18 protein-coding genes are annotated in these 19,970 nt (G+C 71.8%); 5 read left to right on the top strand and 13 right to left on the bottom strand.

Annotation, left to right across the window (positions count from 1 at the left end; all coding sequences use genetic code 11):
* Positions 1-5: 5 nt before the first annotated feature.
* A complete protein-coding gene (gene cseC, locus ACWEK3_RS35600; RefSeq protein WP_450544116.1) occupies positions 6-1,355 on the top strand; it encodes a two-component system sensor histidine kinase CseC in 1,350 nt (449 codons plus the stop codon).
* Positions 1,356-1,778: 423 nt separating this feature from the next.
* Here cseC and ACWEK3_RS35595 read toward each other — a convergent pair whose 3' ends face one another.
* Positions 1,779-3,371: an MDR family MFS transporter gene (locus ACWEK3_RS35595; protein ID WP_361414323.1), complete on the bottom strand. Its 1,593-nt coding sequence runs from the start codon at positions 3,369-3,371 to the stop codon at positions 1,779-1,781.
* Positions 3,372-3,521: 150 nt separating this feature from the next.
* Here ACWEK3_RS35595 and ACWEK3_RS35590 point away from each other — a divergent pair, with 150 nt between their 5' ends.
* On the top strand, positions 3,522-4,121 hold the full coding sequence (locus ACWEK3_RS35590) for a TetR/AcrR family transcriptional regulator (RefSeq protein WP_361414321.1): 600 nt from the start codon (positions 3,522-3,524) through the stop codon (positions 4,119-4,121).
* A gap of 58 nt (positions 4,122-4,179) precedes the next feature.
* On the opposite strand, the gene ACWEK3_RS35585 is transcribed toward ACWEK3_RS35590, so the two are convergent.
* A complete protein-coding gene (locus ACWEK3_RS35585; RefSeq protein ID WP_453251580.1) occupies positions 4,180-4,758 on the bottom strand; it encodes a M23 family metallopeptidase in 579 nt (192 codons plus the stop codon).
* 437 nt (positions 4,759-5,195) lie between these two features.
* Positions 5,196-7,721: an ATP-dependent Clp protease ATP-binding subunit gene (locus tag ACWEK3_RS35580; RefSeq protein ID WP_141359575.1), complete on the bottom strand. Its 2,526-nt coding sequence runs from the start codon at positions 7,719-7,721 to the stop codon at positions 5,196-5,198.
* 452 nt (positions 7,722-8,173) lie between these two features.
* Here ACWEK3_RS35580 and ACWEK3_RS35575 point away from each other — a divergent pair, with 452 nt between their 5' ends.
* Positions 8,174-8,860, top strand: a complete 687-nt coding sequence (locus ACWEK3_RS35575) for an SCO3374 family protein (RefSeq protein WP_450544121.1) — start codon at positions 8,174-8,176, stop codon at positions 8,858-8,860.
* On the opposite strand, the gene ACWEK3_RS35570 is transcribed toward ACWEK3_RS35575, so the two are convergent.
* The 10 genes from ACWEK3_RS35570 to ACWEK3_RS35525 form a co-directional block, all read right to left on the bottom strand.
* The gene (locus ACWEK3_RS35570; protein ID WP_141359577.1) at positions 8,839-9,174 is read right to left on the bottom strand and encodes a histone-like nucleoid-structuring protein Lsr2; all 336 of its coding nucleotides are present in this window, start codon (positions 9,172-9,174) and stop codon (positions 8,839-8,841) included. The two genes, ACWEK3_RS35575 and ACWEK3_RS35570, sit on opposite strands and share 22 nt — an antisense overlap.
* A gap of 217 nt (positions 9,175-9,391) precedes the next feature.
* Positions 9,392-9,925, bottom strand: a complete 534-nt coding sequence (locus ACWEK3_RS35565; RefSeq protein WP_376406877.1) for an amino-acid N-acetyltransferase — start codon at positions 9,923-9,925, stop codon at positions 9,392-9,394.
* Positions 9,926-9,934: 9 nt separating this feature from the next.
* On the bottom strand, positions 9,935-10,399 hold the full coding sequence (locus ACWEK3_RS35560) for a BlaI/MecI/CopY family transcriptional regulator (protein ID WP_453251589.1): 465 nt from the start codon (positions 10,397-10,399) through the stop codon (positions 9,935-9,937).
* A gap of 162 nt (positions 10,400-10,561) precedes the next feature.
* Complete coding sequence (locus ACWEK3_RS35555) at positions 10,562-10,750, bottom strand: hypothetical protein (RefSeq protein WP_376543542.1); 189 nt, start codon at positions 10,748-10,750, stop codon at positions 10,562-10,564.
* Positions 10,751-10,803: 53 nt separating this feature from the next.
* On the bottom strand, positions 10,804-11,586 hold the full coding sequence (locus ACWEK3_RS35550; protein ID WP_450544126.1) for a hypothetical protein: 783 nt from the start codon (positions 11,584-11,586) through the stop codon (positions 10,804-10,806).
* 75 nt (positions 11,587-11,661) lie between these two features.
* Positions 11,662-12,459 carry a type III pantothenate kinase gene (locus ACWEK3_RS35545; protein ID WP_361414308.1) on the bottom strand — a complete coding sequence of 266 codons (798 nt, stop codon included), beginning with the start codon at positions 12,457-12,459 and terminating at the stop codon, positions 11,662-11,664.
* A gap of 5 nt (positions 12,460-12,464) precedes the next feature.
* Positions 12,465-13,442: a carboxylating nicotinate-nucleotide diphosphorylase gene (gene nadC, locus ACWEK3_RS35540; RefSeq protein WP_450544128.1), complete on the bottom strand. Its 978-nt coding sequence runs from the start codon at positions 13,440-13,442 to the stop codon at positions 12,465-12,467.
* 5 nt (positions 13,443-13,447) lie between these two features.
* Entirely contained in the window at positions 13,448-15,178 is a 1,731-nt protein-coding gene (locus tag ACWEK3_RS35535; RefSeq protein WP_450544130.1) for an L-aspartate oxidase, read from the bottom strand.
* Positions 15,175-16,185, bottom strand: a complete 1,011-nt coding sequence (panC, locus tag ACWEK3_RS35530; RefSeq protein ID WP_453251588.1) for a pantoate--beta-alanine ligase — start codon at positions 16,183-16,185, stop codon at positions 15,175-15,177. The genes ACWEK3_RS35535 and panC overlap by 4 nt, the downstream gene beginning before the upstream one ends.
* An 8-nt stretch (positions 16,186-16,193) precedes the next feature.
* The gene (locus tag ACWEK3_RS35525) at positions 16,194-17,126 is read right to left on the bottom strand and encodes a Rossmann-like and DUF2520 domain-containing protein (protein ID WP_450544131.1); all 933 of its coding nucleotides are present in this window, start codon (positions 17,124-17,126) and stop codon (positions 16,194-16,196) included.
* A gap of 195 nt (positions 17,127-17,321) precedes the next feature.
* Here ACWEK3_RS35525 and ACWEK3_RS35520 point away from each other — a divergent pair, with 195 nt between their 5' ends.
* Both ACWEK3_RS35520 and ACWEK3_RS35515 read left to right on the top strand, forming a co-directional pair.
* Positions 17,322-18,527, top strand: coding sequence for a threonine aldolase family protein (locus ACWEK3_RS35520; protein ID WP_450544133.1), 1,206 nt, complete (start codon positions 17,322-17,324; stop codon positions 18,525-18,527).
* A gap of 295 nt (positions 18,528-18,822) precedes the next feature.
* Entirely contained in the window at positions 18,823-19,929 is a 1,107-nt protein-coding gene (locus ACWEK3_RS35515) for a DUF5937 family protein (protein ID WP_376543555.1), read from the top strand.
* Positions 19,930-19,970: the final 41 nt, after the last annotated feature.

The following is a 19,970-nucleotide window of genomic DNA, read 5'->3' as shown; positions in this document are numbered from 1 at the left end:
CGGTCATGCCCGGGATCACGCGGCGCCTGCTCCCCGAGCGCCTGGAACGCGCGGACATCCGCACGGGGCTGAGGTGGAAGCTCAGCGCGGCCATCGCGCTGGTCGGCGCGCTGGTGGCGGTCGCGCTCAGCCTGGTCGTGCACAACGCCGCCCGGGTGTCGATGATGGACAACGCGCGCGACCTGGCGGACGAGCGCGTCCAGATCGCCCAGCGCAACTTCGAGCTGTCGGGGCGGCCGAACTTCCCCGGCATCAGGATCGACGACCCGGCGCTGCCCTCCGAGCTGCGGGAGAAGGTCGAGCAGGGCCGGCGTGCGACCTACGTCACCGACCGCGCCGGCAAGCTGCCCGACATCTGGGCGGCCGTACCGGTCAAGGACGGCCACGTGCTGTCCCTGCACACGCACTTCACCGACCGCAGCACGAACATCCTCAACGACCTCGACCAGGCCCTGGTCATCGGCTCCATCACGGTCGTACTCGGCGGCAGCGCGCTGGGCGTGCTCATAGGAGGTCAGCTCTCGCGCCGACTGCGCAAGGCGGCGACCGCGGCCAACCAGGTCGCCAAGGGCGAGACGGACGTACGGGTCCGGGACGCCATCGGAGGTGTCGTACGCGACGAGACCGACGACCTCGCGCGCGCGGTGGACGCGATGGCGGACGCGCTCCAGCAGCGGCTGGAGGCGGAACGCCGGGTCACGGCGGACATCGCGCACGAGCTGCGCACCCCGGTGACCGGGCTGCTGACGGCGGCCGAGCTGCTGCCGCCAGGCCGGCCGACGGAACTGGTCCTGGACCGCGCGAAGGCCATGCGCACGCTGGTGGAGGACGTGCTGGAGGTGGCCCGGCTCGACGGCGCCTCGGAGCGGGCCGAACTCCAGGACATCGTGCTGGGCGAGTTCGTCGCCCGGCGGGTGGCCGCGAAGGACCCGGACATCGAGGTGCGCGTGGTGCACGAGTCGGAGGTCACCACCGACCCGCGGCGTCTGGAGCGGGTGCTGTTCAACCTGCTCGCCAACGCTGCCCGGCACGGCAGGCCGCCGATCGAGGTGACCGTCGAGGGCCGGGTCATCCGGGTGCGCGACCACGGCCCCGGCTTCCCCGAGGACCTGCTCGCCGAGGGCCCGAGCCGGTTCCGCACCGGCAGCACGGACCGCGCCGGGCACGGCCACGGCCTCGGTCTGACCATCGCCGCGGGGCAGGCCCGTGTCCTCGGCGCCCGTCTGACCTTCCGCAACGTCCGTCCCGCGGGCGCCCCGGAGCACATCCCGGCCGAGGGCGCCGTCGCTGTCCTGTGGCTGCCCGAACACGCCCCGACGGACACGGGCAGCCATCCCCTGCTTCCGGGGCAGTGACGCCGGTAGCCGACGTACGAGGGCCGCGCCCGGGCGCTTGCCTCCGGGCCCCGGAGCGGGCGGCCGTGGCCGCCGCGGTGCCCGCCAGGACGCTGCGGCCGCCCTCCGGGCGCCGGCCTGGACCGGGTGCCGGCCGTCGGCCTCGCCGTGGCCGTCCTGGCCGCGACCGGCCTGCTGCTGATGGCCGCGGGGTCTTCGGGGACGTGGGCCTGGTGCCGGTGGCCGCCGCGCTGTTCGTGCTCTTGTCCACGATGGCCGTCCGGCCGGGCGTGGCGGACGGGGCCGCCCCCGCCGCGGTCCTGCCCGCAGCGGGGGAGGCGGGCGGACGGCTGCGGGCCGCGGCGGACATGCCGAGGGGCCCGTGGACATCCGCTCCCGGCGGACTTCCACGGGCCCCTCGCTACCCACGTTCGGCTCGGGCGGTCAGACGGCCTCCGCCACGTCGTGACGTGCCTGCGCCTCCCCCGCGTCGGCCCGGTCCCCCGTGGCCGGTCCCGCTCCCCTCAGCGGGACCTCCTTGACGAACACCGCCGCGACGAGCGCGACCACCGCCACCACGGCGCCCAGCAGGAACGCCGAGTGCGTGCCGGCGGACACCGCGTGCTGGTAGGCCTCGCGGGCCTGGGCCGGCAGCTTGGCGAGGCTCGCGGCGTCCAGCTGCGCGGACTGCTCGGTGATCCCGCGGCCCAGGGCGCCGGCCCGCTCGGCCATCTCGTGCTGGACGCGGTTGTTGAACAGCGCGCCCATGATCGCGACACCGAAGGAGGAGCCGAGCGTACGGAAGAGGGTGGTGGACGAGGAGGCCACGCCCATGTCCTTCAGCTCCACGCTGTTCTGCGCGACCAGCATGGTGATCTGCATCAGGCAGCCCATGCCCGCGCCCAGGACGGCCATGTAGAGGCCGGAGGTGAGGCGGGTGGTGCCGGTGTCCATGAGGGACAGCAGGTACAGCCCGGCGATCATCAGGACGCTTCCGACGATCGGGAAGACCTTGTACCGGCCGCTGTTGGTGGTGACCCGGCCCGCGATCAGCGACACGACCATCATCGCGGCCAGCATCGGCAGGAGCAGCAGACCGGAGTTGGTGGCGGAGGCGCCCTGCACCGACTGCTGGTACAGCGGCAGGAACAGCACCGCGCCGAACATCACGAAGCCGGTGATGAAGCCGATCAGCGACATCAGGCTGAAGTTCAGGCTGCGGAAGATGTGCAGCGGCACGATCGGCTCGGCGGCCTTGGTCTGCCAGAGCACGAACCCGACGAGCGCGACGACACCGATCGCCATGAGCTCCATGATCCGCGCGGAGGTCCAGGCGTACTCCGAGCCGCCCCAGGTGGTGACGAGCACGATGGAGCTGATGCCGACCGTCAGCAGCACGGCGCCCAGGTAGTCGATCCGCGCCTGGGAGCGCTTCTTCGGCAGGTGCAGTACGGCGCTGACCGCGACGAGTGCCACCGCGCCGAGGGGGAGGTTGATGTAGAAGGACCAGCGCCAGCCCCAGTTGTCGGTGATCGTGCCGCCGACCAGGGGGCCGCCGATCATCGCGAGCGCCATGACGCCGGCCATCATGCCCTGGTACTTGCCGCGCTCCCGCGGCGGGATCAGGTCGCCGATGATGGCCATCACGCCGACCATCAGACCGCCCGCGCCGAGGCCCTGGACGGCGCGGAAGCCGATCAGCTCGCCCATGTTCTGGGCCATGCCGCTCAGCGCGGACCCGAGCAGGAAGATGACGATCGAGGACATGAAGGCGCCCTTGCGCCCGTACATGTCGCCGAGCTTGCCCCACAGCGGGGTGGACGCCGCGGTGGCGAGGGTGTAGGCGGTGACCACCCAGGAAAGGTGCTGAAGGCCGCCCAGCTCACCGACGATCGTCGGCATCGCGGTGCCTACGATCATGTTGTCGAGCATCGCGAGCATCATCGCGATCATGAGGGCGAGCAGGACGACCCGCACGCTCCTGGGTTGTTTGCCGGCTTGAGCCGTCTCCGGCCCGGCTTTCGCGCTGTCCGCCATCCGTCCTACTCCCCCAGTCGATTGGGACTTACTTGCCGCCCGGCAAGTTGACTACACTCTGGAAAGTAGACCTCTAACTAGCCGGTCGTCAAGTAAGTTTCGCCGACCGGCCGGCAGGCAAGGTGTCCAGGGAGCTCGAGGAGTACGAGGATGGACGTCACGATGGACGGCACCAGGCAGCAGCAGCGCCGCGGAAACACCCGCCAGCGCATCCAGGACGTGGCGCTCGAACTCTTCGCCGAGCAAGGCTACGAGAAGACCTCCCTGCGCGAGATCGCCGAGCGCCTCGATGTCACCAAGGCGGCCCTGTACTACCACTTCAAGACGAAGGAAGAGATCCTCGTCAGCCTGTTCGAAAGCCTCACGCGGCCGATGGAGGAGCTGATCGAGTGGGGCCGGCGGCAGCCGCACACACTGGAGACCAAGCAGGAGATCGTCCGCCGTTACGACCAGGCGCTCGCCGACGCGGCGCCGCTGTTCCGCTTCATGCAGGAGAACCAGGCGACCGTGCGGGAGCTGCGCATCGGGGACGCCTTCAAGGACCGGATGCGCGGCCTGCGGGACATCATCATCGACCCGGGCGCGAGCATGGCCGACCAGGTCCGCTGCGTCAGCGCCATCTTCACGCTGCACGCCGGGATGTTCGTCATGCAGGACGTCGAAGGCGACCCCGAGGAGCGGCGCAAGGCCGTGCTCGAGGTCGCCATCGACCTGGTGACTCAGGCGCACCGGGGCGCGCGGGAGCCCTGACGCGTCCGCCGCCCGCCGTTGGTCGGCAGGGCGGCGGTGCGGTGCGGCGTTCGGCCGGTCAGACGGCCACGCCGTGCGAGCGCAGGAAGGCGAGCGGGTTGAGCGCGGAGCCGTAGTTCGGGGTGGTGCGGATCTCGAAGTGCAGGTGCGGGCCGGTGGAGTTGCCGGTGTTGCCGGACAGGGCTATGTGCTGACCGGTGGCGACGACCTGGCCGATCCTCACGTCGACGCGCGAGAGGTGGGCGTACTGGGAGTACGTGCCGTTGGCGTGCTGGATGACGACGGCGTTGCCGTAGGCGGGGCCGTCACCGGCGCCGTTGGGACCGGCCTTGACGACGGTGCCGCCGTTCGCGGCGACGACCTTGGTGCCGATCGGCACGGCGAAGTCCTGGCCGCTGTGCTTGTGCACCCAGTGGCCGCCGGCCTGGTTGAAGCCGGCACTGAGCGCGAACTGCTTCACCGGCGCCGTCCAGGCCGCGGCCTGCGCGACGGCGGCGGTGGGGGCCGCCGTGGTCTCGGCGGCGGACGCTACTCCCGCACCCATGGCGACGGAGACCCCCAGACCGGCGGCCAGGACGGCGGCGCGGGTACGAAGCTTGGCCGCACGGGCGGAACGGGACGTTGCGCGCTGGAACATCGAAACCTCTGGGGGGTCGGGGACGTGAGAACCACCCGGACGCATGTGCCTTCGCCGGGCGGGCCATCCCTTGGTAACCCCACCGGTCACCGCCGCTCAAACACCTCTACTACGACGGAAAGTAGTAAGAGGGGGCAGTGTCGTACGTCTCTTGACGTCTCCCCCATTCAGGACAAATGCCCTGTAGAGGAACCATTCCGTAACATTTCATTGTCTTAAATGTCCGTTTTTTCAACCCGTGTCCCCCACTAAGCGCCGTAGTACGGGTCTCGGCGCTTGTGTGCCATGTCACCGGTGAGCGGGGGTCGGCCCCTTTTGCCTGTGACGGAGGCCATGTGGCCCGCGTCTCACGAGCGGCCTCCTCGACCGCGGGCGCACGGGCACGCGAGAGGGGCCGGTGCCCGAAGGCGCCGGCCCCTCTCGGTTGCCGCTGAGGCTTACGCCTCCTTGCTCAGGTTCGGCCCGGGTCCGCCGGCCGCCTGCTCGATCGGCGGGACGTCCGGCAGCGCGGACTTCTCCTCACCGCGGAAGGTGAAGGTCTGGGACTCGCCCTCGCCCTCGGTGTCCACGACCACGATGTGACCGGGGCGCAGCTCGCCGAAGAGGATCTTCTCCGAGAGCGTGTCCTCGATCTCGCGCTGGATGGTCCGGCGCAGCGGCCGGGCGCCCAGAACGGGGTCGTAGCCCTTCTTGGACAGCAGCTCCTTGGCCGACTGGGAGAGCTCGATGCCCATGTCCCGGTCCTTCAGGCGCTCGTCCACCTTGCCGATCATCAGGTCGACGATCCGCAGGATGTCGTTCGGCGTCAGCTGCGGGAAGACCACCACGTCGTCGACGCGGTTGAGGAACTCGGGCCGGAAGTGCTGCTTGAGCTCGTCCGACACCTTGTTCTTCATGCGCTCGTAGTTGGTCTTCGTGTCACCCGAGGCCGCGAAGCCCAGGTTGAAGCCCTTGGAGATGTCCCGGGTGCCGAGGTTGGTCGTCATGATGATGACCGTGTTCTTGAAGTCCACGACCCGGCCCTGGGAGTCGGTCAGGCGACCGTCCTCCAGGATCTGCAGCAGCGAGTTGAAGATGTCCGGGTGGGCCTTCTCGACCTCGTCGAACAGGACGACCGAGAACGGCTTGCGGCGCACCTTCTCGGTGAGCTGGCCGCCCTCCTCGTAGCCCACGTAGCCGGGGGGCGAACCGAAGAGGCGGGAGACCGTGTGCTTCTCGCTGAACTCCGACATGTCGAGGGAGATCAGCGCGTCCTCGTCGCCGAAGAGGAACTCGGCGAGCGCCTTGGACAGCTCGGTCTTACCGACACCGGACGGGCCCGCGAAGATGAACGAGCCACCCGGACGCTTCGGGTCCTTCAGACCCGCACGCGTACGGCGGATCGCCTTGGAGAGCGCCTTGACGGCGTCCACCTGGCCGATGACCCGCTTGTGGAGCTCGTCCTCCATGCGGAGCAGGCGGCTGGACTCCTCCTCGGTCAGCTTGAAGACCGGGATGCCGGTGGCCGTGGCGAGGACCTCGGCGATCAGCTCGCCGTCGACCTCGGCGACGACGTCCATGTCGCCGGCCTTCCACTCCTTCTCCCGCTTGGCCTTGGCGGCCAGGAGCTGCTTCTCCTTGTCGCGCAGGGAGGCGGCCTTCTCGAAGTCCTGCGAGTCGATCGCGGACTCCTTGTCCCGGCGGACGGCGGCGATCTTCTCGTCGAACTCGCGCAGGTCCGGCGGCGCGGTCATCCGGCGGATGCGCATCCGGGAACCGGCCTCGTCGATCAGGTCGATCGCCTTGTCCGGCAGGAAGCGGTCCGAGATGTACCGGTCGGCCAGGGTGGCGGCCTGGACCAGCGCCTCGTCGGTGATGGAGACGCGGTGGTGCGCCTCGTACCGGTCGCGCAGGCCCTTGAGGATCTCGATCGTGTGCGGCAGGGACGGCTCGGCGACCTGGATGGGCTGGAAGCGGCGCTCCAGGGCCGCGTCCTTCTCCAGGTGCTTGCGGTACTCGTCCAGGGTGGTGGCACCGATGGTCTGCAGCTCACCACGGGCCAGCATCGGCTTGAGGATGCTCGCCGCGTCGATGGCGCCCTCGGCGGCACCCGCACCGACCAGCGTGTGCAGCTCGTCGATGAACAGGATGATGTCGCCGCGGGTGCGGATCTCCTTGAGCACCTTCTTCAGGCGCTCCTCGAAGTCACCGCGGTAGCGGGAGCCGGCGACCAGGGCACCGAGGTCCAGGGTGTAGAGGTGCTTGTCCTTGAGGGTCTCGGGCACCTCGCCCTTGACGATGGCCTGGGCGAGGCCCTCGACGACGGCGGTCTTGCCGACGCCGGGCTCACCGATCAGCACCGGGTTGTTCTTGGTACGGCGGGACAGCACCTGCATGACCCGCTCGATCTCCTTCTCGCGCCCGATGACCGGGTCGAGCTTGGACTCGCGAGCGGCCTGCGTGAGGTTCCGGCCGAACTGGTCGAGGACCAGGGACGTCGAGGGGGTGCCCTCGGCAGGGCCGCCGGCGGTGGCGGTCTCCTTGCCCTGGTAACCGGAGAGCAGCTGGATCACCTGCTGCCGCACCCGGTTGAGGTCTGCGCCCAGCTTGACCAGGACCTGGGCGGCGACGCCCTCGCCCTCACGGATCAGGCCGAGCAGGATGTGCTCCGTGCCGATGTAGTTGTGGCCCAGCTGAAGGGCCTCCCGGAGCGACAGCTCCAGGACCTTCTTGGCACGGGGGGTGAAGGGAATGTGGCCGGAGGGCGCCTGCTGGCCCTGGCCGATGATCTCCTCCACCTGCTGGCGGACCGCCTCGAGCGAAATCCCGAGGCTCTCAAGGGCCTTGGCGGCGACACCCTCACCCTCGTGGATCAGGCCCAGGAGGATGTGCTCAGTGCCGATGTAGTTGTGGTTGAGCATCCGGGCTTCTTCCTGAGCCAGGACGACAACCCGCCGCGCGCGGTCGGTGAACCTCTCGAACATCGTTAATCGCTCCTCAGAGCGGTCAGGCAGTGGGGGGAACTTCCCCTCCCTGTCCTTCCGCAGCTTAGTCCCGCAAGCGGGGACCGCTCATTCCAACTGCCGACACCGGACCGAGAACCAACACTGCCTCCTGACCCCGAACGCCGACATCTGCTCCAACCCGATGGTGCGAGACGATGTTCCCGCAGGCCAGGCAGTTACCCCAGTCGCCAGTACGCCGATGGCGAACGTGAGACTCCGCTGCCCGGGTGCCGCCTGCGTGTCGCCCCCTCCCACTAGGCATCTCTTACCCGCACTAACCGACCATGCATGCCGCGTGACCGGGTTCCCTCAGCTATGGGCGAACAACCTTGCGCCCTTTCCCGCCCCCGTACGCCCCTCTCGCCCACGACATTTCGCACACACACTGATACCGAGCGTAACTCCAACGCGTTTCGGGCGGTTTCTCAGGCATGGTCGGCAGCCCTTCCACGATCCCCGTTCCGGTCCCCGCTCCTCGTCGGCCGCCGGCCCCCGGCGACGGGGGGCGGCAGTCGCGGCACCGGCGGTACTGGCGCCACTGGTACGAGAACGAACTGGGCTGGGCCACGGTGCCCGGGGCACCGGTACGACTTGTGGTGGGCCGCCGCTTCGACGTCCTGGACGTGCCCGCCGAGGCCGGGCGTGCGGCGCTGCGCCATCTGGGGCCCGGCTCTCCGGTGGCCCTGCGGGGGGACCGGATGCGGCTGCTGATGGCGGCGGGCAGCGCGGAGGAGCTGCCGGGGCTGCTGGAGTGGCTGGAGTGGGGCCCGTCGGCGCTGGGCCTGGACCTGGTGGCCCTGGGCGCGGGCGCGCTGATGGACGCGCCGCCGCCTCCGGGCGCCGGTCCGCTCGGGCCGCGGCCGGTCAACCCCGGCCGCTCCGGTTCACAGGGGGCCGCCGTGTGGCTGCGGCCCCCCGGGTCTGGGTGCGAGGTCGAGGCCTCGCTGCCGACACTGTCGGCCGTGGGGGGCGGTGGGGGCACCCCCGATCTCGTACGCCTGGTGGACACGGTGGCGACACACGTCCACCGGATCCGGCTGCGGCGCGCGTGCGCCCAGCCGTTCCCGTTCCACGAGGGCCCGGTACAGGCCCCTGATCAGCCGTTGGCCTTCTCGTAGGCCTCGCGAATGGACGCGGGGACCCGGCCGCGGTCGTTGACCTCGTAGCCGTTCTCCTTCGCCCAGGCGCGGATCTGCGCGGTGTCCTGGCTGCCGCCGGAAGCGGCACGCGCCTTTCCGCGTCCACCCGAAGCGCGGCCCCCGGTACGCCGGCCGCTCTTGAGGTACGGCTCGAGAAGACCACGGAGCTTGTCCGCATTGGCGGTGGTGAGATCGATCTCGTACGTCTTGCCGTCCAGCGCGAACGTCACGGTCTCGTCCGCCTCGCCGCCGTCGAGGTCGTCGACAAGAAGGACCTGAACCTTCTGTGCCACCGGATTTCCTTTCATCGATAACGTGAGGACCGGGGATGGTCGGTGTCCGCCGATTCGCCGTCCCCTGTTATATGCAGTGCAGCAGTACGTCGGAAAGCAAACCGCTTTTGCGGGAAAAACACAAACCCCTGGGAGAGACCAGGCACTCACCTCGTCCGGAAACATGCGCGTTTCGGACATAGGGAACGCGGGCATGTCCGGCCGGGCGGAATGTCGATCACAGATGCAGAAGCATCCGGCTGTTGCCCAGGGTGTTCGGTTTCACTCGTTCGAGACCGAGGAACTCCGCGACGCCCTCGTCATAGGAACGCAGCAGCTCCGCGTAGACATCGGCGTCGACCGGCGTCTCGCCGATCTCCACGAAGCCGTGCTTGGTGAAGAAGTCCACTTCGAAGGTCAGGCAGAATACGCGGCGAACGCCGAGCCTGCGTGCCGTCTCGACCAACTTCTCCAGCAGTCGATGTCCGACCCCGGCGCCCTTCAGACCGGGCTTCACCGCGAGAGTGCGCACTTCCGCCAGGTCTTCCCACATCACGTGCAGTGCGCCGCAGCCGACGACCTCGGCGTTGTCGTCCCGTTCGGCGACCCAGAACTCCTGGATGTCCTCGTAAAGCGTCACCGTCGCTTTGTCGAGCAGGATGCGCCCCCGAACGTAGGCGTCCAGCAGTCGGCGCACTGCGGGGACATCGCCGGTCCGGGCCCGTCGGACGGTGATGGCTTTTGCGGTCTCTTCGGGGCGTTCTACGGACATGAGCGGACGCTATCGCCCGTGGCCGCCCCGTGCCGAGCCGGGGTTCTCGTCACGGGTTTCCGGTGCTCGGGCGGTATCCGGGGCCTGGTCGGTATCCGGGACTTCACCGGCGACTTCGGCGGTGGCGGATCCCCCGATGGCGCCTTCGGTGGTGCCTTCGACGATGCGCACGGCATCCCGCAGGGCCTGTCGCTGTTCGTCGCTCATCATCCCGAAGAAGGCGACGAGAGCGGCGGCGGCGTTGTCACTCTGGGACCAGGCGTCGTTCATCAGTGCGGCGGCGTAGGCGGCACGGGTGGAGACGGCCTCATATCGATAGGCCCGACCCTCGGCTTCGCGGCGCACCCAGCCCTTGTGATGGAGATTGTCCAAAACGGTCATCACCGTGGTGTACGCGATGGACCTCTCGCGCTGAAGGTCTTCCAGGACCTCTCGAACGGTCACCGGGCGGTTCCACTTCCACACCCGCGTCATGACCGCGTCTTCGAGTTCTCCCAGGGGCCGAGGCACAACTCAGCACCCTAGTGGGAGAAACCGGCAATGGCGTGCGGAACATACGCCTTTCGCGCCAAACGCGAACAAAAAGGACGTACGGCCCCATGGTGAGGTGTCCTCACGCGAGGGCCGTACGCCGCTTCAGGCGTCGGTGGGCGCGCCGGCTCCGGAGGTCTGGGAGCCGCTCTGCGCGCGCGCGATGGCGGCGTCCACGGCCGCGTCCTCCTTGGCCTTGGCGGCCCCGCCCTGGGTCTTCACGATCACCCTGACCAGAGCGATGAAGAACGCGGCCATGACGACCGGGGGAACGAGTGCGGAGACGTAGTCCATGGATCCAGAGTAGCCACGGCGACGGGACAAACAGGGGCGGGGTGGCCCGAGCGTCACACCATCGCGAGGCACTGCTGCGGCTTCCCGGAGGGCGGGCCCGGCTTCCGTCGCGGGAAGACCTCGCCCGGCGTGGGCACGGGCCGCCGAACGGGCTTCGGCGCGGGCGCCGTCCCGGGCTGCGGGGGGGCTGGCCGCTCCCCCGGCTTCGCGGCGGGCTTCTGGGCGGGCTTCTCGTCCCCGCCGTCCTCTTGCTGCACCCCCCGGCCGTCCGGCAGACCGCCCATGAGCGCCTGAAGCGCGCCGCGGGATGCCGTGACGGCCGTCGGGGCGCCTCCGCCGGGGCAGAGGGGGCCGATCGGGTGCACGGGGGCGGTCCGGGCAGCCGGGGCCGGCGGTTCGACGGGGGCCGGGCGGGCGGCCGGGACCGGGTGCGCGGAGGCCGACCCGCGAGGGGGCGCCACGGGCGGGGTGAGCGTCCGGCAGCGGTCCAGGAGGGCCGCGGCGGCCGGGGCGCCGCGCAGGGCGCCCAGGGCGGCCAGGTCGTCGGCCGTGGGCCGGTGGCCCGCGTCCAGGCAGTCGGCGAGGAGCGCGAGGTAGCCGGCGGCCGCGCCGGGTAGGGCGGCGCGGTACCGGGCGAGGTCGGCCACCAGGAACGCGCGCAGCCGGACACCCTCGTGCATCGCCTCGTCGAGTGACTCGGCGAGCCGGCGGCACTCCTGCACGTCTTCGGCGCTGGCGGGACGGGGCTGAAGGGCGAGGGCGAGGGCGCGGCGGAGCACAGGCAGCTCCTCCGCGCCGAACGCCATGCCGCCGCGGGTTCCGTATGGCGTAGGCATAGGCCGACGATACGCGCTAATCAGACAAATTCGACATAAGGCGCGAGTGCGGCGTGTGGGGTGTCGCCGTCCCGCTCAGAGGCGCGAGACGTTCCGCTCGTAGACCAGCCGCAGCCCGATGAGGGTCAGCCACGGCTCGTGCTCGTCGATCAGCGAGGACTCGCCGAGCACCATCGGCGCCAGCCCGCCCGTCGCGATCACCGTCACGTCGTCCGGATCGTCGGCCAGCTCCCGGGCCATCCGGCTGACCACGCCGTCGACCTGCCCGGCGAACCCGTAGATGATGCCGGCCTGCATCGCCTCGACCGTGTTCTTGCCGATCACGCTGCGCGGCCGGGCCACCTCGATCTTCCGCAGCTGCGCCGCCCTGACCCCCAGCGCCTCGACGGAGATCTCGATACCGGGCGCGATGACCCCGCCGACGTACTCCCCGCGCGCGCTGATGGCGTCGAAGGTGGTCGCCGTACCGAAGTCGACGACGATCGCCGGACCGCCGTACAGCTCGTTCGCCGCCACCGCGTTGATGATGCGGTCGGCGCCGACCTCCTTGGGATTGTCGAAGAGGATCGGCACACCCGTCTTGACGCCGGGCTCGACGAGCACGGCGGGCACGTCGCCGTAGTGGCGCCGCGTCACCTCGCGCAGTTCCTGGAGCACCGACGGCACGGTCGCGCAGATCGCGATGCCGTCGATGCCCTCGCCCAGTTCGTCGCCGAGCAGCGGGTGCATGCCCATCAGGCCCTGAAGCAGCACCGCCAGCTCGTCGGCCGTGCGGCGCGCGTCGGTGGAGATGCGCCAGTGCTCGACGATGTCCTCCCCGTCGAACAGGCCCAGCACGGTGTGCGTGTTGCCGACGTCGATCGTCAGGAGCATGGCCGTCACTCCGCCTCGCGCAGGTCCAGGCCGATGTCCAGGATCGGCGAGGAGTGAGTCAGGGCCCCGACGGCCAGGAAGTCGACGCCGGTCCCGGCGTACGCCCCGGCGTTCCCCAGGGTCAGCCGGCCGGACGCCTCCAGCAGGGCCCGGCCGTCGACGATGGCCACGGCCTCCTCGCACTCGCCGGGCGTGAAGTTGTCCAGCAGGATCAGATCGGCGCCGGCGTCCACGACCTCGCGCAGCTGGTGCAGGGTGTCGACCTCGACCTCGATCGGCACGTCCGGGAAGGCCTCCCGTACGGCCTTGAAGGCCTGCCCCACGCCGCCGGCCGCCACCACGTGGTTGTCCTTGACCAGGGCCGCGTCCGACAGCGACATGCGGTGGTTCACGCCGCCGCCGCACCGGACGGCGAACTTCTCCAGCGACCTGAGGCCCGGCGTGGTCTTGCGGGTGTCGCGCACGCGCGCCTTGGTGCCCTCCAGGGCGTCCGCCCAGGCGCGCGTGGCGGTCGCGATGCCGGACAGGCGGCACAGCAGGTTGAGCGCGCTGCGCTCGCCGGTCAGCAGGTCGCGCGTGCGCGTGGTGACCGACAGCAGCTTCTGCCCGGCCTCGACGCGGTCGCCGTCCTCGACGTGCCGCTCGACCTCGAACTCGTCCGTGCAGACCACCGAGAGCACCGCCTCGGCGACCCTGAGGCCGGCCACCACGCCCGCCTCGCGCGCGGTGAAGTCGCCCGTGGCCACGGCGTCCTCGGGGATGGTCGCGACCGTCGTCACGTCCACGCCGTGGTCCAGGTCCTCCTGGATGGCGACGTTGGCGATGTCCTCGACCTCCAGGGGGTCGAGTCCGGCGTCCGCCAGGAGCTGGGCGAGCGCGGGGTCGAGCCCGCACTCCAGGTACTCCTCGTCGGCGTCCGCGCCGCAGGCACAGCCGTCGCCGCAGCCGTCGCTCATGGCGAGGGGAAGGTCTTCGCTGCTCACTTGTGTCACTGCTCCAGAGGACGCGGGGCCGGGGCCCCGGGGCGGGTCGGGGGGAACTCTGCGGTGTCCGTGGTGTGCACGGCGGGTGTGCCGTCGGGGTTCAGCCGTACGACGATGTGGCGGCGCCAGTGGGTGTCGTCCCGCTCGGCGCGGTCCTCGCGCCAGTGGCAGCCGCGGGTCTCCTCGCGCAGCCGGGCGGCGGCGACCAGGACGCCGGACACGCACATGAGGTTCGTGGCCTCCCAGGTGTCGACGCCCGGTTCGGCGGTCTTGCCGTTCTCCTCCAGGGCCGAGCGGGCCTCCGCGTGCAGCCGCTCCAGCCGGCCGGCGGCCCGGGCCAGCGACGCGGCGGACCGCAGCACGCCCGCTCCCTCGGTCATGATCCGCTGGATCGCGAACCGGGTCTCGGGGGCGAGCAGAGGGTGGGAGGGCCGCTCGGCGTACGGGACGGGTTCCGGCACGCGCGCGTGCAGGCCGTTCTCCGACCGCTCCCGAGCGATGTCGGCTGCGATGCCCTCGGCGTAGACCAGGCCCTCCAGGAGGGAGTTGGAGGCGAGGCGGTTGGCGCCGTGCACGCCGGTGCAGGCCACCTCACCGCACGCGTACAGGCCCGGCACGGTCGTCCGGCCGCGGGAGTCGGTGCGCACGCCTCCGGAGGCGTAGTGGGCGGCCGGCGCGACCGGGACGGGCTCGGTGACCGGGTCGATGCCGTGGGCGCGGCAGGCGGCCAGGATCGTCGGGAAGCGGTGCTCCCACATGTCGGCGCCGAAGTGCCGGGCGTCGAGGAACATGTGCTCGGTGCCCTGCTCCCGCATCCGCCGCATGATGCCCTTGGCGACGATGTCCCGGGGCGCGAGTTCGGCCAGTTCGTGCTGCCCGGTCATGAAGCGCACGCCGTCGCCGTCGACCAGGTGGGCGCCCTCGCCGCGCACCGCCTCGGAGACGAGGGGCTGCTGGCCCTCGGCGTCCGCGCCGAGGAAGAGCACTGTCGGGTGGAACTGCACGAACTCCAGGTCGGAGACCTCGGCGCCCGCGCGCAGGGCGAGCGCCACGCCGTCGCCGGTGGAGACGGACGGGTTCGTGGTCGCGGAGAAGACCTGGCCCATGCCGCCGGTCGCGAGGACCACCGCGGGCGCGTGCACGGCGCCCACGCCGTCGTGCTGGCCCTCGCCCATGACGTGCAGGGTCACGCCCGCGGTGCGGCCCTCGGCGTCCGTGAGCAGGTCCAGGACGAGCGCGTTCTCGACGGTGTGCACGCCACGCGCGCGTACCGCGTCGACGAGGGCGCGGGAGATCTCCGCGCCGGTCGCGTCGCCGCCCGCGTGCGCGATGCGGCGGCGGTGGTGGCCGCCCTCGCGGGTGAGCTGGATGCCGCCCTCGCCGTCGGTGTCGAAGTGCGCGCCGGTGGAGATCAGCCGGCGTACGGCGTCGGGGCCCTCGGTGACGAGGATCCGTACGGCCTCCTCGTCGCACAGGCCGGCGCCCGCCACCAGGGTGTCGTCCAGGTGCTGCTCGGGGGTGTCGCCCTCGCCGAGGGCCGCGGCGATGCCGCCCTGGGCCCAGCGGGTGGAGCCGTCGTCGAGGCGGGCCTTGGTGACGACGACGGCCCTCAGGCCGGCCGCCTCGCAGCGCAGGGCGGCGGTGAGGCCGGCGACGCCGGAGCCGACGACCACGACGTCCGCCGCGATGGACCAGCCGGGCGCGGGCGCGTGCAGTCGTATGCCGGTGCTGGTCACGAGGCGGCTCCCAGGGTTCCGAAGGTGAGCGGGAGGTTGTCGATCAGCCGGGTCGCCCCGACCCGCGCGGCGACGGCGAGGACGGCCTCGCCGGTGAAGTCGTCGCCGATCTCGGTGAAGTCGGACGGGTCGACCAGGGCCAGGTAGTCGAGTTGCAGCGGCGGGTCGAAGCGCGCGGCCTCGTCCAGGACCAGCTGGGCGGCAGCGCGGACGGCCGCGGCGGCGCCCGGGGAGGCCTTGGCGACGGCGGCGGCGTCGGCCGCCGCGCGGGACTCCCCGAGGGCGCTCAGGGCCTCGGCACGGGCACGCGTGGAGGGCACTTCACGGGCCCGCGCGCGCAGCGCCTCCTGGGCGGCGTGCCGGTCGCGGCCCGCGAACAGGGCCTGGGAGAGGGCCAGGGCGGTGTACCGCTCCTGCGGAGAGAGGTAGCGGTTGCGGCTGGACAGGGCCAGTCCGTCGTCCTCACGCACGGTCGGTACGGCGACGATCTCCACCCCCATGTCGAGGTCGCGCACCATGCGGCGGATCAGGGCGAGCTGCTGGGCGTCCTTCTGCCCGTACAGGGCCACGTCGGGGCGGGTGAGGTGCAGCAGCTTGGCGACGACGGTGAGCATGCCGTCGAAGTGCCCGGGCCGGCTGGCGCCCTCCAGGCGTTCGCCCATGGGGCCTGCGGTGATCCTGACCTGCGGCTCGCCGTCCGGGTAGATCTCTTCGGCGGACGGCGCGAACACGGCGTCGGCGCCCGCCTGCTCGGCCACCTTGAGATCGGCCTCCAGGGTGCGCGGGTAGCGGTCGAGGTCCTCGCCCGCGCCGAACTGGAGCGGGTTGACGAAGACGGTGACGATCACGAAGCCCTTGCGGCCGACGCGCTCGCGGGCCGCACGGATCAGGGCGGCGTGGCCCTCGTGCAGGGCGCCCATGGTCATGACGACGGCGGTGCGTCCCTGGACCGCGTAGTGGTCGCGCACGTACTCCAGATCGTCCACCGTGTGGGCGAGTTCGAACATGCCACGGCTCATCGGTCTTCCCCGTTCTCGGGCAGGTTCGTGCCACCGGCGAGTACCCCCAGCAGGTCCTCGGCCAGCTCGGGCTTGAGCAGGCCGTGGGCGAGCGCGCGGTCGGCGGTGGCACGGGCCATCGCCAGATAGCCGGCGACGGTCTGCGGGGCGTGCCGGCGCAGTTCGGCGACGTGGGCGGCGACCGTGCCGGCGTCCCCTCGCGCGACCGGTCCGGTCAGGGCCGCGTCGCCGGAGCGCAGGGCGTTGTCCAGGGCGGCGCCGAGCAGCGGGCCGAGCATCCGGTCCGGGGCCTCGACGCCGGCCTCGCGCAGCAGCTCCATGGACTGGGCGACCAACGTGACCAGGTGGTTGGCGCCGAGCGCGAGCGCCGCGTGGTACAGCGGGCGCATCTCCTCGGCGATCCACTCCGGCTCGCCGCCCATCTCGATGACCAGGGCCTCGGCGGCCAGCCGCAGCTCCTCGGGGGCGGTGACGCCGAAGGAGCAGCCGGCCAGCCGCTGCACGTCCACGGGCGTGCCGGTGAAGGTCATCGCGGGGTGCAGGGCCAGCGGCAGCGCGCCCGCGCGCAGGGCGGGGTCCAGCACCTTCGCGCCGTACCGCCCGGAGGTGTGCACGAGCAGCTGTCCGGGCCGTACGGCGCCGGTCTCGGCGAGGCCCGCGACCAGTCCGGGCAGGGTGTCGTCGGGGACGGTCAGCAGCACCAGGTCGGACCGCTCGAGCACGTCGGCGGGTGGCACCACGGGCACGTCGGGGAGCATCAGCCCGGCACGCCGCCTGGAGGTGTCGGAGACCGCGGAGACGGCCACCGGACGGTGCCCGGCCAGCTGGAGGGACGCGGCGAGGGCGGGGCCCACCCGGCCGGCGCCGACGACGCCGACGGTGAGCCGCGCGGGGCGGTCCCTGGGGTCTGGATGTTGGCTACTACTCACGCGACGGTGACCTTCCCGTTCCAGTCCGCTCGGGGTACCGGACGATTTCTCGTCATGTTAACGCGATCGGTTCCGGGGGCGGCCGGTCGTCCACAGGCTGTGGGTCGGCCCACAGTGCCGCGGGGCGGGAAACAACGGGCCGCGGAGCGGGAATGCGGGTACCCGCCGCCTCCCGGACGCGCGATGATCCGGGACATGAGTGATACGGCGGAGCAGGACGCACGGGACGTACGGCTCGAAGAGCGGGTCCCGGACGGGGAGCGGCACAAGCGGCTCCGGGAGCGGCGCGCGGCCGCGTGCCGGAGCGCGGAGCGCGTGCTGGCGCGCCCCGGGTTCCTGGGGACGCTCCGGCAGCGGCTGGCGCTGCTGGACGGTGCGTGGGAGGTGTACGACCTCGACGAGGCGTCGGACATGTACGGCAACGGGGTCGTCGAGGCCCTGGAGGAGAAGGTCGCCGGCCTGCTCGGCAAGGAGGCCGCCGCCTTCTTCCCGACCGGCACGATGGCCCAGCAGGTGGCGCTGCGCTGCTGGGCGGACCGCACCGGCAACCCAGCGGTCGCGCTGCACGCGCTGGCCCATCCCGAGGTGCACGAGCGGCACGCCTTCAGCCAGGTCGCCGGGCTGCGGCCGGTGCGGGTGACGAGCGAGCCCCGCCAGCCGACCGCCGAGGAGGTGCGCAGCCTCGACGAGCCCTTCGGGACGCTGATGCTCGAACTGCCCCTCAGGGACGCCGGATTCCTGCTGCCCACGTGGGAGGAGCTCCTCGAGCTCGTGGACGCGGCACGCGAGCGGGACGCGGTGGTGCACTTCGACGGCGCGCGCCTGTGGGAGTCCACCGTGCATTTCGGCCGGCCGCTGGAGGAGATCGCGGACCTGGCCGACAGCGTGTACGTGTCGTTCTACAAGTCCCTCGCCGGTTACGGCGGCGCCGCGCTCGCCGGGCCGCGGGAGCTGGTGGAGGAGGCCAGGGCCTGGCGGCACCGGTACGGCGGCAACGTCTTCCAGCAGTTCCCGACGGCGCTGTCGGCACTGGCCGGACTGGAGCGAGAGCTGCCCCGGCTGCCGGAGTACGTGCGGCACGCGCGCGTGGTGGCCGCCGCGCTGCGCGAGGGGTTCGCCGCGGCGGGGCTGCCCTGGAGCCACGTCCACCCGGCCGAGCCGCACACGCACGAATTCCAGGTCTGGCTGCCGTACGAGGCCGAGGCGGTCGCCCGGGCCGCGATCCGGACCGCGGAGGAAACGGGCACGATGCTCTTCACCAGCGGCTGGGACGCCCCGGCCCCCCGCCTGGCCCGCACCGAGGTCTCCGTCCGGGCCGAGGGCCTGGCCTGGACCGCGGCCGACGTACGAGCAGCGGTCGCCGACTTCACCGCCCGCCTCCCCAAGCAGCCCGACGAGTAACCCACCGACCCCACCGAGCCACGTCCCCCCAGGGGCCGGACGACCAGCCGGGCCACCACGGGGACGCCGCCAGTGCCTCGGCTCGCGCACCACTTGCCGCTCGCCGGCGCGGGCCGCGGGCATCGGGCGCGGCACGGACGGCGACCGCGGCGCGGGGCCGGGTTGGGCCCGGGGGGTGGGTTGGGCGCGGCACGGGCGGCGGGCCTGGGTAGGCCGTTGTGCTCGCCGGTCGGGCCCGGGCCGGTTCTGGGTGGTGGGCGGCGGTGTTGTCAGTGGGGGCAGGCACCATGGGGGCATGAGCGTGCGGATCGATATCGCGGGGCTGCGGCCGGAGAGGGTCGCCGTCGTGCCCGCGCCCCTGGCCGAGCTCTGCATGGCGCTGCACGCGCTGTCGGAGCCGGGGCACCACCCCGGTCTGCAGGGCTGGGTCACCGGCGTCACCGCCCGGCTCGACTCGCACCTGGCCGACCGGATGTGCGAGGCGGACTTCCTGTGGCGGACGACGTTCTCCGACCTCTTCCTGCCGTGCGCGGGCGTGCCCGGCGGCTCCACGCTCCCGGGCGCGACGCTCGCCGACGAGCTGGACATCCTCGACAAGCTGTCCGACGAGCAGTTCGTGGACGCCGCCCTGGAGTTCACCTGCGCCCTGCCGTACGGCCTGCCGGGCCCGGGACCGCTCGCCGACGCCGGTCTTCGACGCCGCGCCGTGGAGCTGGCCGCCGCGCGCGGGCCGCAGCAGGTGCGCTTCACCGAGCGGCTGCTGGCCGACCCGCCGCGCATCAGGGCCTGGCTGCGGCAGTTCCTCGAGGACTGCGACGAGGCGTTCTTCGCGCAGACCTGGTCCCGGCTGCGCCACCAGCTCGCGGCCGACACCCGGCACAAGACGGAGCTGCTGCGCCGCAAGGGCCTGGCCGAGGCCCTTGCGGCGGTGTCCCCGGCGGTGGCGCTCGACGAGGCGGCCGGCCGGATCACCGTCGACAAGCTGGGCGAGGGCCGCACGGCCACGGCGGAGGGCGGCCTGCTCCTCGTGCCGACGAGCCTGGGCTGGCCCCACCTGATGGTGCTGCACCGGTACGGCTGGCAGCCGGTGCTGCACTACCCGGTCGGCTCCCCGGAGCTCGCCGCCCCGCCCTCGGTGGAGCAGCTGACCCTGCGGATGACCGCCCTGTCCCACCCGGTGCGGATGCGGCTGTGCCGCAGCCTGGCCCGCAGCGCGTTCACCACCAGCGAGCTGGCCCAGGTGCACGGCATGACCGCGCCGGAGATATCCCGGCACCTGAGCCTGCTGAAGAAGGCGGGCCTGGTCACCACCCGGCGCCGGGGGCGGTACGTGCTGCACCAACTGGACGTCGCGACGGTCGCCCGGCTGGGCAGCGACTTCCTCGAAGGCGTGCTCCGCTAGTGCTGCGACCGGAAAGGTTCACCGGCTCGGCAAACCTTTCC

It is taken from the genome of Streptomyces sp. NPDC004721, from assembly GCF_053601495.1.
The sequence above is the reverse complement of the archived record's forward strand: the minus strand, read 5'-3'. Positions and strand labels throughout refer to the sequence as shown.

What these genes read in the sequence shown, in the direction of transcription:
- ACWEK3_RS35555 (WP_376543542.1), bottom strand. Translation starts at nt 10,750, where the DNA reads ATGGACTACGTCTCCGCACTCGTTCCCCCGGTCGTCATGGCCGCGTTC.
- ACWEK3_RS35515 (WP_376543555.1), top strand. Translation starts at nt 18,823, where the DNA reads ATGAGCGTGCGGATCGATATCGCGGGGCTGCGGCCGGAGAGGGTCGCC.
- ACWEK3_RS35565 (WP_376406877.1), bottom strand. Translation starts at nt 9,925, where the DNA reads ATGTCCGTAGAACGCCCCGAAGAGACCGCAAAAGCCATCACCGTCCGA.
- ACWEK3_RS35520 (WP_450544133.1), top strand. Translation starts at nt 17,322, where the DNA reads ATGAGTGATACGGCGGAGCAGGACGCACGGGACGTACGGCTCGAAGAG.
- panC (WP_453251588.1), bottom strand. Translation starts at nt 16,185, where the DNA reads ATGTTCGAACTCGCCCACACGGTGGACGATCTGGAGTACGTGCGCGAC.
- ACWEK3_RS35595 (WP_361414323.1), bottom strand. Translation starts at nt 3,371, where the DNA reads ATGGCGGACAGCGCGAAAGCCGGGCCGGAGACGGCTCAAGCCGGCAAA.
- ACWEK3_RS35580 (WP_141359575.1), bottom strand. Translation starts at nt 7,721, where the DNA reads ATGTTCGAGAGGTTCACCGACCGCGCGCGGCGGGTTGTCGTCCTGGCT.
- ACWEK3_RS35545 (WP_361414308.1), bottom strand. Translation starts at nt 12,459, where the DNA reads ATGCTCCTGACGATCGACGTCGGCAACACGCACACCGTGCTGGGCCTG.
- ACWEK3_RS35550 (WP_450544126.1), bottom strand. Translation starts at nt 11,586, where the DNA reads ATGCCTACGCCATACGGAACCCGCGGCGGCATGGCGTTCGGCGCGGAG.
- ACWEK3_RS35585 (WP_453251580.1), bottom strand. Translation starts at nt 4,758, where the DNA reads ATGTTCCAGCGCGCAACGTCCCGTTCCGCCCGTGCGGCCAAGCTTCGT.
- cseC (WP_450544116.1), top strand. Translation starts at nt 6, where the DNA reads ATGCCCGGGATCACGCGGCGCCTGCTCCCCGAGCGCCTGGAACGCGCG.
- ACWEK3_RS35560 (WP_453251589.1), bottom strand. Translation starts at nt 10,399, where the DNA reads ATGACGCGGGTGTGGAAGTGGAACCGCCCGGTGACCGTTCGAGAGGTC.
- ACWEK3_RS35590 (WP_361414321.1), top strand. Translation starts at nt 3,522, where the DNA reads ATGGACGTCACGATGGACGGCACCAGGCAGCAGCAGCGCCGCGGAAAC.
- ACWEK3_RS35575 (WP_450544121.1), top strand. Translation starts at nt 8,174, where the DNA reads ATGGTCGGCAGCCCTTCCACGATCCCCGTTCCGGTCCCCGCTCCTCGT.